The sequence below is a fragment of the Deinococcota bacterium genome (assembly GCA_030858465.1).
Lineage (GTDB): Bacteria > Deinococcota > Deinococci > Deinococcales > Trueperaceae > JALZLY01.
Genome location: JALZLY010000247.1, coordinates 1 through 11891, shown reverse-complemented (window position 1 = coordinate 11891; position 11891 = coordinate 1). Strand labels below are relative to the sequence as shown.

Annotated in this window: 13 protein-coding genes and 1 pseudogene; 5 read left to right on the top strand and 9 right to left on the bottom strand. The window is 67.2% G+C overall.

Annotated elements, in window-relative coordinates; translation table 11 throughout:
* Positions 1-68 precede the first annotated feature (68 nt).
* From M3498_12510 to M3498_12490, 5 genes and pseudogenes are all read right to left on the bottom strand, one after another.
* Entirely contained in the window at positions 69-1346 is a 1278-nt protein-coding gene (locus M3498_12510) for an O-antigen ligase family protein (protein MDQ3460105.1), read from the bottom strand.
* 70 nt (positions 1347-1416) lie between these two features.
* A complete protein-coding gene (locus M3498_12505) occupies positions 1417-3072 on the bottom strand; it encodes a polysaccharide biosynthesis tyrosine autokinase (GenBank protein ID MDQ3460104.1) in 1656 nt (551 codons plus the stop codon).
* A 367-nt stretch (positions 3073-3439) separates the two neighbouring features.
* The gene (locus tag M3498_12500; GenBank protein ID MDQ3460103.1) at positions 3440-4171 is read right to left on the bottom strand and encodes a metallophosphatase family protein; all 732 of its coding nucleotides are present in this window, start codon (positions 4169-4171) and stop codon (positions 3440-3442) included.
* A 117-nt stretch (positions 4172-4288) separates the two neighbouring features.
* Positions 4289-4444, bottom strand: a pseudogene (locus M3498_12495) (VapC toxin family PIN domain ribonuclease).
* Positions 4441-4638, bottom strand: coding sequence for a type II toxin-antitoxin system VapB family antitoxin (locus M3498_12490; protein ID MDQ3460102.1), 198 nt, complete (start codon positions 4636-4638; stop codon positions 4441-4443). Before M3498_12490 ends, M3498_12495 begins: the two are co-directional and overlap by 4 nt.
* Before the next feature lie 237 nt (positions 4639-4875).
* Here M3498_12490 and leuC point away from each other — a divergent pair, with 237 nt between their 5' ends.
* Together leuC and leuD are read left to right on the top strand one after the other, a co-directional pair.
* Positions 4876-6303, top strand: a complete 1428-nt coding sequence (leuC, locus tag M3498_12485) for a 3-isopropylmalate dehydratase large subunit (protein MDQ3460101.1) — start codon at positions 4876-4878, stop codon at positions 6301-6303.
* The gene (gene leuD, locus M3498_12480) at positions 6303-6968 is read left to right on the top strand and encodes a 3-isopropylmalate dehydratase small subunit (protein MDQ3460100.1); all 666 of its coding nucleotides are present in this window, start codon (positions 6303-6305) and stop codon (positions 6966-6968) included. Before leuC ends, leuD begins: the two co-directional genes overlap by 1 nt.
* On the opposite strand, the gene M3498_12475 is transcribed toward leuD, so the two are convergent.
* Positions 6965-7180 carry a hypothetical protein gene (locus M3498_12475; GenBank protein ID MDQ3460099.1) on the bottom strand — a complete coding sequence of 72 codons (216 nt, stop codon included), beginning with the start codon at positions 7178-7180 and terminating at the stop codon, positions 6965-6967. The genes leuD and M3498_12475 overlap by 4 nt on opposite strands.
* Before the next feature lie 386 nt (positions 7181-7566).
* Here M3498_12475 and M3498_12470 point away from each other — a divergent pair, with 386 nt between their 5' ends.
* Positions 7567-7749 (top strand): hypothetical protein, encoded by a 183-nt coding sequence (locus tag M3498_12470; protein MDQ3460098.1) that lies wholly within the window; start codon positions 7567-7569, stop codon positions 7747-7749.
* A gap of 169 nt (positions 7750-7918) precedes the next feature.
* On the opposite strand, the gene M3498_12465 is transcribed toward M3498_12470, so the two are convergent.
* Positions 7919-8350: a bifunctional nuclease family protein gene (locus tag M3498_12465; GenBank protein ID MDQ3460097.1), complete on the bottom strand. Its 432-nt coding sequence runs from the start codon at positions 8348-8350 to the stop codon at positions 7919-7921.
* A 158-nt stretch (positions 8351-8508) separates the two neighbouring features.
* On the opposite strand from M3498_12465, the gene gatB reads away from it, so the two are divergent.
* Positions 8509-9972, top strand: a complete 1464-nt coding sequence (gatB, locus tag M3498_12460; protein ID MDQ3460096.1) for an Asp-tRNA(Asn)/Glu-tRNA(Gln) amidotransferase subunit GatB — start codon at positions 8509-8511, stop codon at positions 9970-9972.
* A 34-nt stretch (positions 9973-10006) separates the two neighbouring features.
* On the opposite strand, the gene M3498_12455 is transcribed toward gatB, so the two are convergent.
* Together M3498_12455 and M3498_12450 are read right to left on the bottom strand one after the other, a co-directional pair.
* Entirely contained in the window at positions 10007-10201 is a 195-nt protein-coding gene (locus M3498_12455) for a hypothetical protein (GenBank protein ID MDQ3460095.1), read from the bottom strand.
* On the bottom strand, positions 10198-11217 hold the full coding sequence (locus M3498_12450) for a threonine/serine dehydratase (protein ID MDQ3460094.1): 1020 nt from the start codon (positions 11215-11217) through the stop codon (positions 10198-10200). Before M3498_12450 ends, M3498_12455 begins: the two co-directional genes overlap by 4 nt.
* Positions 11218-11424: 207 nt before the next feature.
* Here M3498_12450 and M3498_12445 point away from each other — a divergent pair.
* The coding region (locus M3498_12445; GenBank protein ID MDQ3460093.1) for a hypothetical protein at positions 11425-11891 on the top strand (467 nt) is incomplete at its 3' end.

The window sequence follows — 11891 nt, the reverse complement described above, 5'->3', positions numbered from 1 at the left end:
GGGATGTCCGGGGTGACTGAAAAAGGCGGGCTCGAGGAGCTACGGCGCCCTCCTTGGCGCGAGGAGGCTTAGCGCCAGTTCTCGAAGCTGACGCGGGGCGGCGGCAGCTCGGCTCGAGCGCGCCTTTGGGTTCTGGGGTCGCTGCTCAACAGCCACACCGCGCAGATGCCGAAGATGAACAGCGACCTCGCACTATAGAAGTTGAACGACTTGGAGTATTCCAGGAGCAAGAACAAGTAGATGCCGAGAAAGGGCAGCCAGGCGAGGTCCTGGTGCAGGCTGTGGCGCAGGTCGTGGCGCAGGTCCCGGCGCCACAGCCGGCGCAAGAACAAGTAGAAGGGCAAGAGGGCAATGAGCAGCAAGGCGAGCAGCCCGAGCAGCCCGGCGTCCAGCCAGACCTGCAGGAAGAGGTTGTGGGGGTAGCCCGACTCGCGCCCCTCCGAGATCAGGCCGCTGCTGCCCAGGCCGTGGCCGACCAGCCCCGCCTCCTCTACACTGGCCAGCGCCGTTTCCCAGATAGCCTGGCGCTCGCCGATCTCGCCCGCTAAGAGCTCCTCGAGCTTGGCCCTGGTGAAGTCCACCTGAAAGGCCATGAACACCGTCAGCGACAGCGCGGCCAGGACCAGGCCGAGGCCGAGCAGGCGGTCTCGGCGCCCGCTCGAGCCCGCTCCCGGAGGCCGGCTCAAGAGCGCCAGCAGCGCGAACAGCAAGATGACCAGCGTCGCCGAGATCAGCGCGCCCCGGGCCAGCGACAGCGCCAGGGCGGGCAGGAGCAAGAGCGCCGCCAGCCCCCACGGCCACCTGGGCTGCTCGGCGACGAGCCACTGCAGGCTCGCTCCCACCGCGCCGATGCCCACGGCCATGGCCGCGCCCAGATAAAAGTTGCGCACCACGCTGGTGTACCCCGAGAAGTCCCCGGACAGCAGGTAGCCGCTCAGGATGTAGACGCCCAAGGCGGCGCTCGCCAGGCAGCCGTAGCGGAGCAGCCTGCGGACGCTCCCCGGCGTGAGCGAAAAGGTCAGCGCCAGGACCAGCGCGATAAGCAGCCACAGCGAGGTGATGTCGTTGCGAAACTGGGCCTGGGAGAGGGTCCAGGCCGAGCTGATCATCAGCCACCAGAAGAGCACGATGGAGACGGCGGCGTAGAGGAGCACGGGCCTGGGGACGGCTGCGGCCTGCGGTCTGCTCGAGCTGTAGAAGGCCAGCGCGACGAGCGCCAGGACGACGAGGATTTGGGCCTGCGCCGTGGGCACGCCGGCGATGGGTCCCAGCGGCCCGATGGCGACGACCGCGACGGCGAGCAGCGCGACGAGGGACGGCAAGACCGCGTCCAAGCTCTTAAGCATGATCGTCAAGCATCGTCGATACGCGTGGTCGATGAGCATGGTCGTGCTGCTTCCGCGCCAGGCCACACCCTTAGTCGGAGGGCTGCTTCGACTTGTGGAGCGAGACCAGCACCTTCTCGTCAAGCTTGGCGGGCCGGGGCGCGGCCGCGGCCCCTTCCTCTTCCTGCTCGCCGTAGCCGTAGCCATAGCCGTAGCCGTTGGCCTTGCCGCCCCCTTTGGCGTAGGCGACGTTGGTCGCCACCACCCCCAGCATCCGCACCCCCACCCGCTGCAGCGTCTCCGCCGCCGCCTGCACCTGACGCCGGTCCGACCCCTGCGGGCTGGCCGCCAGCAGGGTGCCGGTGCACAGCGGCGCCAGAATCAGGGCGTCGGCTACCGGCAACACCGGCGGTGAGTCGATGATTATAACGTCGTAGTCCTGCCGCCACTCGTCGAGGCGCTGCCTGAAGCCGTGGTGCAGAAGCTCAGAAGGCGCCGGCGCGGGCTCGAAGCTGGGGATCAGGTAGAGGTTGTCCGACCCCGCCCCGGCAAGCTTGGCCGGAGCATAGTCCTGATGGAGGTTCTCGAGGTGAGCCCTGAGCGGCTGGTACTGGGCGGGGTTCAGGTTGTACTCCTTGCTCAGGGCGGGCTTGCGCATATCGGCGTCGACGATCAGCGTCTTGTGGTCATTGCGGGCAAAGCTCTCGGCCAGGCTGAGCGCGGTGCTGGTCTTGCCCTCGCCCGGCTGGGCGCTGGTCACCAGGATTATCTTGGGATAGGCGTCGGCGGTGGCGAAGAGCACGTTGGTCCTCAAGTAGCTCGAGGCCTCGCGGGGCAGCCGCCTGGTGCCCGGCGCCTGCTTGGGAAACTCGGCTAAGACCGGCAGGCCGCTGAGCCGCGCTAAGTCCTCGACGCTGCGCACGCGGGTGTTGAGGGCGTCTCTCAAGAGCATCAGCCCGTAAGTCAGGAACACGCCCAGCACCAGCGCCAGGGCGGCGTTCAAGAGTGGGCGCGGCGACACCGGCCGGAGCGGCGCCGGCGCGGGCTGGAGCACCTCGAGCAGGCCGACGGCCGAGTTGCTGAGCGCCCTAGCCGAACTGAGCTGCGTCTGCTGCTGGGCGCGCAAGGTGCTGAGGCCGGTGAGCTGGTCTTGCTGCTCCTGGCTGGGCGTGTCGGCGCCGCCGGCGAGCGCCGCCATCTGCGCGTCGAGCGAGGCGATCTGCTCTTCTAGGGTCAAGACGATGCGCTGCAGGTTCTGGCTGGCCCGGCCCACGTCCCAGGCCAGCAGTGCTGCCGTGACCGCGTTGGCCCGCTGGGCGGCCTCCTCGGGCGAAGAGCTCTCGACGTCGATGTGGAGCAGGCTCGAGGTCCTGGTGTCCTCGCTGCGCACGCCCATGCTGTCCCTGAAGTCCTGGACGGCCTGCTGACCGGTATCGTTCAGCCCCAGCCGGGCCATGGCGGCCACAAGAACCGGATCGCTGACGGCGGCGGCGCGGTAGGTGCCGGCGTCGAGCGAGGGCGCGGTCACCAGCGAGACGCCAAAGGAGCGGAGTTCGGGGCTGAGCTGGGCGGCTAAGAGGGTGGCCCGAGCCCGGTAGCTGGGCTCGATGCTGCGGCTGATCAGGTAGGCCGCGCCGGCGGCGACGAGCCCGACCGCCAGGGCGTAGAGCAGGCCCCGGCGGATAAAGCTGAAAAGATCTCCAAAGGAAACGACTTCGCTGTTGTCCTGATCCATGTTTCGGTCCATTTAATGTCTCCCTATCTCCCTGATGGCATGGTGGCTAATGGCGTGGTGGCCGCCCCGTTGCCCCTGAGCGCGCTGTTGTCCGGCAGTGACCTTGCAGAGGCCGTCGCAGAGGCCGTCAACGCTCCGCGCAAAACGAGCTTCGGGCACCGGTCAGCCCCCGGCCGGTCCCGCAGTCCCGACCTATGTAACTTTAAGATAATCGCTATGGCCATTTCCCTCTATCTATCACAAGTCTGTTCATCACGAGGTTCATCAAGGACGTGCATAAGGAGTATGTATCACGAGAAGCGTCCCGCCACCATCCCAGGCGTGGCGCCTGCAGGAGGCCGGCCGCACAGCCTTCCGTCTCGACTCTTCATGTCGCGCCTCAGCGAAGCACCGGCTGGCCATAGCCGCGCGCCTGCGCCACCGCCCGCGCCGCCTCATGGTCGAAGGCGATCCGGAAGATCTCGATGCGCCGCGACGCCTCGTCGAAAATGGCGTAGCTTGCCAGCACGCTGCCGTCCCTCGGCTGGCCGACCGAGCCCGGGTTGACGAAGGCCTGCTGGCCGGCCTGAAGCTCGATCGCGGTATGCGCTTGGAGGCAGCTCACGGGCTGCCAGCGCTGAGTACCCCCTTTGCTGCTGAGGATATAAGCCATGGGAACGTGGGTGTGGCCGACGAAGTAGAGGTCGCGCTTCATCAGCGGCTGGTTCATCCTGGCGCTGGGCACGCTGATGATGTACTCCCAGGGCTTTCTGAGCGCGCCGTGGACGGCGGCCCAGCCCTCGCGGAGGGCCTCGAGCTCGAGGCCCCGCAAAAAGCCCAGGCTCTCGGCGGAAAGCTCCCGGCTGTGGCGCGCGGCGATCTCGGCGACCGCGCCCCCGCCGATCCTGTGGCCGTCGGCGAGCTTGAGGACCATCAGCTCGTGGTTGCCGCAGATGGCGACGGCGGGCCCTAAGCGCATGAGCGCCTGGACCACCTCCTCGGGCTGGGCGCCGTAGCCCACGGCGTCGCCCAAAAACACCAGCCCGTCCCAGGCCTGAGCGCCGGCGTGCTCGAGCACGGCCGCAAGGGCGACGTGGTTGGCGTGGATGTCGCTGAGAACGAGGTAGCGCATAACTCTGGAACCGACCTTATCTGTTATCTGTATCTACAGTCTACCAGGCTGAGTATAACCGCCGGTCTGGGTGAGAAGGGTGCAAAGTGCACAGCGGTTTCAGGTCCGGCTCGGCTGTTTTAGCACCTCTCGGCGGTTCTTGAGATTGCCGCAAGCCAACTCGCCCAGGACGAAAGGATGCATCAAGACGCGGGCGTCCTCAAGCGTCTCGGCCAGCACTGGGCTGCCCTCGCGCAGGTGGTCGATCCAGACGGAGGTGTCGCTCAGGATCACGCGGGTTCAGAGCGTCGGCGGGGTAGCCTCTGCAACTGCGGCTCGCTGCCGCCGAGCCTGGCTAGGCGCCGGGCGCTCTCGCGCTCGATCAGGGCCCGCAGCCCCTCGTGGATGAGGACGGTCCGTTCCTTCATGCCGGTGAGGCGCTGGGCCTCGGCGAGCAGCCCCTCGTCCAGATTGATGGTGGTGCGCATGGTGCGTTCCTCCCTTCGCTGTGCAGCAATAGTACATCATTGACAGCGGCAAAAAGCCCCGCTTATACTGAAATCGATGCAAACCGTAGCCGCCGAGTTCCGACTAGCCCTGGCGCCCTTTCGTACCGGGGACGCCGGCGTCTAGTCGCAACTCACCGTAAGGTGGTGACGCTCCCGGAGTCATAAGAAGGTGGTGACGCCCCCGGAAGCCGGGGGCTTTTGTTTGGAGAGGTGACGATGAGTCAAGCCAAGAATCTTTTAGAGAAGGTCTGGGAGGCCCACAGCGTGAGGACGCTGCAGAACGGGCAGACGCAGCTCCTGATCGGCACCCACCTGATCCACGAGGTGACGAGCCCGCAGGCCTTTGGCATGCTGCGCGAGCTGGGGCTGGGGGTGCGTTACCCCGAGCGGACCTTCGCCACCGTCGATCACATCGTGCCTACGGACACCCGCGTTCAGCCCTTCGCCGACCCCTTGGCCGACGAGATGATCACCGCCCTCAGGCGCAACTGCGAGGACTTCGGCGTCACCTATTTCGACCTCGAGAGCGGCAAGCAGGGCATCGTCCACGTGGTCGGCCCCGAGCAGGGCATCACCCAGCCCGGCACCACCATCGCCTGCGGCGACTCGCACACCTCGACCCACGGCGCCTTTGGCGCGGTCGCCTTTGGCATCGGCACCAGCCAGGTGCGCGACGTCTTGGCGACGCAGACGCTGGCGATCACCAAGCCCAAGCTCAGGCGCATCGAGGTAGACGGCGAACTCGGCCCCGGCGTCTACGCCAAGGACGTGATTCTGCACATCATCAAGACGCTGGGCGTCAAGGGCGGCATCGGCTACGCCTACGAGTACGGCGGTGAGGTCTTCGCGCGCATGAGCATGGAGGAGCGGATGACGGTCTGCAACATGTCGATCGAAGGCGGGGCGCGTTGCGGCTACGTCAACCCCGACGAGACGACCTTCGAGTTCTTGCGGGGCCGCCCTTATGCGCCCAAGGCTCAGGCCTGGGACGAGGCGGTGGCGCGCTGGCAGGGCTTCGCCTCCGACCCCGGCTGCGCCTACGACGACGTGGTCACTATCCGCGCCGAGAGCATCGCGCCCACCGTCACCTGGGGCATCCATCCGGGCCAGGCGGTCTCCATCTTGGCGCGCGTGCCGACGGTCGAGAACGCCCCCGAGCACGATAAGGCGGCCATTGCCGAAGCCCTCGAGCACATGAAGCTCAAGGGCGGCGCCGCCATCGCGGGCACGAAGATCGACGTGGCCTTTCTCGGCTCTTGCACCAATGGCAGGCTTTCGGACTTCGTCGAGGTGGCCAAGCACCTGAGGGGCCACCGGGTCAAAGCCGGCGTCCGCGCTATCGCCGTGCCCGGTTCGCAGGTGGTGGCGGCTCTCTGTCAGGAGCTGGGCATCGACGAGGTCTTTAGGGACGCCGGCTTCGAGTGGCGCGAGGCGGGCTGTTCGATGTGCCTGGCCATGAACCCCGACAAGCTCATCGGCGACGAGCTCTGCGCCAGCTCGAGCAACCGCAACTTCAAGGGCCGCCAGGGCAGCGCCACCGGCCGCACCGTCTTGATGAGTCCGGTGATGGTCGCCGCGGCGGCGGTGACGGGCAAAGTCAGCGACGCGCGCGAAGTCTTCGGCGTTCGGGAGGCGGTGGCCTGATGGCGCTCGAGAGGATTACTCAAGTACGTGGCCGAGGCGTCTACCTTCCCGGCGACGACATCGACACCGACAGAATAATCCCGGCGCGCTACCTCAAGTGCGTCACCTTCGACGACCTCGCCGAGGGCCTCTTTAGAGACGTGCGCTACGGCGAAGACGGCAGTGAAAAGCCTCACCCGCTGAACGATCCGCGCTTTGAGGGCGCGACCGTCCTGCTCGCGGACGCCAACTTCGGCTGCGGCTCGTCGCGCGAGCACGCTCCGCAGGCTATCTACCGCCACGGCTTCCGGGCCATCATCGCCGAGAGCTTCGCGGAGATCTTCTTCGGCAACGCGGTGACGCTGGGCATGCCCTGCGCCCTGGCGAGCAGGGCGCGGATTCGGGAGCTGGCCGGGGCCGTAGCGACCGAGCCGAACACCGAGATAACCGTCGACGTCGAGGCGAGCACGGTGAGCTTTGGCGGCAAGACAGTAGACATCGAGATCAGGGAGAGCGCCCGCAACGCCCTCATCAACGGCCGCTGGGACCCGATCGCCGACCTGCTCGAGGGCGCGGACGAGGTCGCTAAGACCGCCGCCGGGCTGGCCTATCTTCACCCTGTCCTCCCTTCACCAGCAGGCGTGACGGCTGGGGCGCGCCCGACTCGAGCTAGCGAACCCGGCTAGCGACCGGCCTTCTTGCGCCTTATCGCCTTGAGCGCTTCCGCCGCGCGCTCCTGGGAGATGCCCAGCAGTGCCGCCGTCAAGACGACCTCGCTGCTGTAGGGTTGTGGCCTATGGTGCTGTGATGGATGGTGCTGTGATGGATGGTGTGAGGTGAGGCTTTGTGAGATGCTCTCCTCATTGCCAATCCCCTCGACAGCGACCGACTCGAGCATGGGTGCAGCATGTGCGGCGCTCATCCTTGCTTGTCTCATGTCTCCCACGTAATCTCCCACAATAGGTAAAAGAATCGGGTCCTTCCCAGACCGAGCAAAATCGGTTACGGCAACCTCCTCTTAGACTGTCGTGAGCCCATCATCGCTGCTGCGATTCTAAGAAATATTAATTCTCATTAATTTTTCTCATATGAAGACCTAAGCCTTTGGTCGTAGTTGCGTTACCTGGTCGTGGCTTTCCCTTTCATGTGAATTCAGTAATTAGACCATGAGCGGAGGTGGTTACAAGCGCAAAACTTCTCATTGCTGGCTCATCGCGCCTAATAATTTTGTAACGCTTTTCCACTTATTCTCTCTCCTCGAGGAAGGAGTGGGAATCAGCCTTTATGGAAAAACTGAGCACCAGCCAACAAGAAATCACCGAACTCGAGCACCAGGCCATGGACATCCGCACCAGGCTCGTGCGCGAGTGGGACGTAGATACGCATATTGAACTCACCACCCGGCTTTTCGCTTTGGAGAGCCGCGTTGCAAGCGCCATCATCCAGACCAATCCCCTGCGGGCCTGAGCGCGCTCCAGAGCACCCGCCACCGAGCACCATAAACGAGCACATAAAACCGAGCACCGTGAGGGCTAAGAGCCCTCACGGTGCTCGTCTAAATGAGCCACTATGGGCCGTGTCAGCACGCGCCTCCCCGCTAAGCCGCGCAGGGCGTGATACGAGCTTTTGGGGCCGGTCAGGCCTCGAAGCTCTCGGAGCCGCTGGGAAAGTCGCCCAAGGCCGCCTGCTCGATGACCTCTTCGGAGACGAAGATGGGGGCGCTCACGCGCACCGCGAGCGCGATGGCGTCGCTGGGGCGGGCGTCCAAGGCGAACTCGACGCCGCGATTGTCGAGGATGAGCATGGCGTAGAAGGTGCCGCCGGCGAGTTCGGTGATCTCGACGCGGCTGAGGCTGGCGCTGAAGAGCTCGAGCATGGAGATCATCAGGTCGTGCGACATCGGCCGCGGCAGGCTCTCCTTGGCGAGGCCGGCGGCGATCGAGGTGGCCTCGGGCGCGCCGATCACGATGGGCAAGACGTCGCGGTTCTTGGTCTTGAGGAGCACCAGGAACTGGTTCTCCTCGCCGGCGGTGGACACTGCTACGCCCTCGAGCTTGGCTTCGATCATGCCGCATTCTACGCTGCGGCGAGTGACGAAAGGGTCACGCGAACCACGCCGCGCCGTCCTCGTCCTTTCGCGTTACCTTTGCGCGCTCTTTGCGCCCTCTTCAGTCGCGCGCAAGACCGCCCTCCCCGTGCCGGACGCGCGTGAGCTAGACTGGGACCATGTTCGAACCCGTCATCGGCCTGGAGGTTCACCTGGCCCTCAACACGGCGACCAAGCTCTTTTGCGCCTGCCGCGCCGACGCCTTTGGCGAGGGCGCCAACACCAGCACCTGTCCCGTCTGCCTGGGTCTGCCCGGCAGCCTGCCGGTCACCAACCGGGAGGCGGTCGACAAGGCCCTCCTCTTCAGCCTGGCGCTGCACTGTGTGGTGCCGGAGCGCACTCAGTTTCACCGCAAAAACTACTTCTACCCCGACGCACCCAAAAACTACCAGATCAGCCAGTACGACTTTCCCGTCGGCGCAGGCGGCTACCTCGAGTTGGAGGGAGAGCTGGCAGATGGCAAGCAGCGAGGGCGGCGGATCGGCATCACTCGCTGCCACCTGGAGGAGGACGCCGGCCGGCTGGTCCATCCGCCCTACGCCGACTACAGCCTGGTGGACCTAAACCGCGCGGGCGCGCCGCTGGTCGAGATGGTCACCGAACCCGAGTTGAGAAGCCCCGCGGAGGCCAGGGACTTTCTGGTCAAGGTGCGGGCCGTGGCGCAGGCCCTGGGCGTCTCCGACGCCAACCCCGAGGAGGGCAAGATGCGCGCCGACGTCAACGTCTCCTTGCGGCGGCCCGGCGAGCCTCTCGGCACCAAGGTCGAAGTCAAGAACCTCAACTCCTTTAGGAGCGTGCAGCGGGCGCTCGAGTTCGAGATCAGGCGCCAGAGCCGGCTGCTGGGGGAGGGCGGCTCCGTCGGCCAGAGCACCCTGGGCTGGGACGAGGGCGGTCAGAAGACCTACCTCATGCGCACCAAGGAGGGCGAGGCCGACTACCGCTACTTTCCCGACCCCGATCTGCCGCCCATGCGCATCGACCAGGGCTGGCTGGCCAGGCTGGAGCGGACCATGCCCGAGCTTCCAGGCGCCAAGCGGGCGCGCTACGTGAGCCTGGGGGTCCGCCACCACGACGCCGCGATCATCGCCCTGGACGTCGGACTGGCGGGCTTTTTCGACGCGGCGCTGAGGTGCTACGCGGGCGAAGCGCAAGCTCTCGCCAACTGGCTCAACGGCGACGTCATGGGCCGGCTGAACGCCGAGGGCCTGCGCATCGACGCCTCCGGGCTGACGCCTCAGGGCCTCGCGCGGCTAGTCGAGCTGGTCACGGCGGGGACGATCTCGGGCCGCGCGGCCAAGGACCTCCTCCCCGAGGTGATGACGGGCGCCGACCCGGACGCGCTCGTCGCCGCGCGCGGGCTTAGGCAGATAACCGACGCGGGCGCGACCGGGCGCCTGGTCGACGAGGTCCTCGCCCAGCACCCCGAGCTGGTCGCGGACGCGCTGGCCAATCCCAAGGCCGTCAACGCGCTGCTCGGCCGGGTGATGCGCTCGAGCGGCGGCAAGGCCAAGCCCGAGCTCGTCCGCGAGCTGCTCACGCAGCGGCTCGGCCTCAGCGGCAAAGAGGGCGGCAACGAGGTATAAAGAGGGCGGCAACGAGGTATTAAGGTCTAGGCGGCTACGGTTCGGGCTCGCGCGTCTCGCGCCTCGTCTCACCCTTCGGCTCAGGGCGCCGCCGCTCGAGCCCGCGGGACCCGCCGCGCGGGCGGTAGGGCGGGCGGTAGGTCAGCAAAAACCACAGGGTCAGGGTGACCATGACCAGGAGCAGATAGGCCATGAACATGAGCAGGACCAGCGGCGAAAACGCGGTCACCCCTCCAGTCCAGCCGTGTCGCCGGCGTTCAGGAGCTCCGCCAGCAGCCGCGGGTCTACGTTGCCGCCGCTCAGGACCAGCACGGTCGGGCCGGGACGCAGCTCTAGGCCGTCCACCGCGCCCGCCAGGAGGCGCCGGTAGGCCGCCAGGCTCAGGGCGCCGGTCGGCTCGGCGACGAGCCTGGCCTCAAGCGCGAGCGCGCGCGTGGCCGCGCCGATGGCCGCCTCGGAAACGGTCACCACGCCCGCCACCCGCTCGCGGAGGATGTTGAAGGTGAGCTCGCCCAGGCGCTGCGTTCGCACCCCGTCGGCCAGCGTGCGCGAGGTCGCCGCGGCGGACCAGGTCTGAAGCCTTCCGCTCGCCAGCGACGCCCGGCCGTCGGCCGCCAGTTCGGGTTCGACGCCGAGGAGCTGCGCCGCCGGGCAGAGCTCGGAGATCGCCAGCGACACGCCCGCTAAGAGTCCGCCGCCGCCCAGCGGGACGAGCACGTTGGCGACGTCCGGCAGCGCCGCCGCGATCTCCAGGCCCACCGTGCCCTGCCCGGCGACGATCCAGGGATGGTCGAAGGGCGGCACCAGGCTGTAGCCGTGCGCGTGGGCTAGGGCCTGGGCCGTCTCCTCGCGGGCCGCGCTCGAGTTCTCGCACCTGATGATCTCCGCACCCCAGGCCCGCGTCCGCTCGACCTTGACCCGGGGCGCGTTCTCCGGGATAACGATGGTCGCCCGCACGCCCAGCAGCGCCGCCGCGCAGGCCACGCCCTGGGCGTGGTTGCCGCTCGAGTGCGTCACCACCCCCCGGGCGCGCACCTCGTCCGCCAGGGAGGCCAGGAAGTTGTAGGCGCCGCGCAGCTTGAACGAGCCGGTGCGCTGCAGGTTTTCGGCCTTGAGGTAGACCTCCCCTGCCCGCCCGAGCGCGCCCTCGCCCGCCAGGGTCAAGGGCAGGAGCGGCGTGCGCACGGTGGCCGCCGCGATGCGATCGGCGGCGGCGCGGAGATCTTGGAGGGTGACGGGCAGCATGCCGCCATTAAACCATCCCAGGGCCCGGTGGCGTTGGCCCGGTGGCATTGGCAAGGCCGCTAGCCGCGACTCCGGAAACGCGCGGCAGCGGTCACCCCGGTCTTTGCAGCCGCCCTATACAATGCCCTCTACGATGGGCCCTCTACGACGGGCCCTATACGACGGAGAGCCATAACCTGCCCCTCGGCAGCCTCCTGAAAGGAACCGATGACGCGACACCTCAGCTACGCCCTGCTAAGCCTCTTCGCTTTCGCCGCGGCCCAGGCGGCCACCGAGACCACGGCCGTGCCGGAGGTCCTCGGCCTCACGCTGATCGACGCCGACAGCAACGAGGCGATCGGCGAGCTGAGCGACGGCATGACCCTCGACTTCGGCGTCCTGGGCACGCGCAACCTGAGCGTCGCGGCCAACACGCGGCCGGAGCGGGTGGGCAGCGTGTTGTTCTCGCTCAACGACGAAGCGGAGTTTCAGCTCGAGAACCTGGCGCCCTACGCCATCGCAGGAGACGGCGACGGCGGCACCGACTTCTACCCCTGGACGCCGCCGCTGGGCAGCAACATCCTCATGGTCACGCCCTACCGCGAGAGAAACGCCCGCGGCCAGCCGGGCCGGGCGCTGAGTGTGCGCTTTACCGTCGTCGAGGGGGGGCGTGCCGGTCGGGCGGTCCTGAGGGC

Excerpts from the sequence above, each read along its gene's own strand:
- M3498_12510 (MDQ3460105.1), bottom strand. The coding sequence starts at position 1,346 with ATGCTTAAGAGCTTGGACGCGGTCTTGCCGTCCCTCGTCGCGCTGCTC.
- M3498_12505 (MDQ3460104.1), bottom strand. The coding sequence starts at position 3,072 with ATGGACCGAAACATGGATCAGGACAACAGCGAAGTCGTTTCCTTTGGA.
- M3498_12500 (MDQ3460103.1), bottom strand. The coding sequence starts at position 4,171 with ATGCGCTACCTCGTTCTCAGCGACATCCACGCCAACCACGTCGCCCTT.
- M3498_12490 (MDQ3460102.1), bottom strand. The coding sequence starts at position 4,638 with ATGCGCACCACCATCAATCTGGACGAGGGGCTGCTCGCCGAGGCCCAG.
- leuC (MDQ3460101.1), top strand. The coding sequence starts at position 4,876 with ATGAGTCAAGCCAAGAATCTTTTAGAGAAGGTCTGGGAGGCCCACAGC.
- leuD (MDQ3460100.1), top strand. The coding sequence starts at position 6,303 with ATGGCGCTCGAGAGGATTACTCAAGTACGTGGCCGAGGCGTCTACCTT.
- M3498_12475 (MDQ3460099.1), bottom strand. The coding sequence starts at position 7,180 with ATGCTCGAGTCGGTCGCTGTCGAGGGGATTGGCAATGAGGAGAGCATC.
- M3498_12470 (MDQ3460098.1), top strand. The coding sequence starts at position 7,567 with ATGGAAAAACTGAGCACCAGCCAACAAGAAATCACCGAACTCGAGCAC.
- M3498_12465 (MDQ3460097.1), bottom strand. The coding sequence starts at position 8,350 with ATGATCGAAGCCAAGCTCGAGGGCGTAGCAGTGTCCACCGCCGGCGAG.
- gatB (MDQ3460096.1), top strand. The coding sequence starts at position 8,509 with ATGTTCGAACCCGTCATCGGCCTGGAGGTTCACCTGGCCCTCAACACG.
- M3498_12450 (MDQ3460094.1), bottom strand. The coding sequence starts at position 11,217 with ATGCTGCCCGTCACCCTCCAAGATCTCCGCGCCGCCGCCGATCGCATC.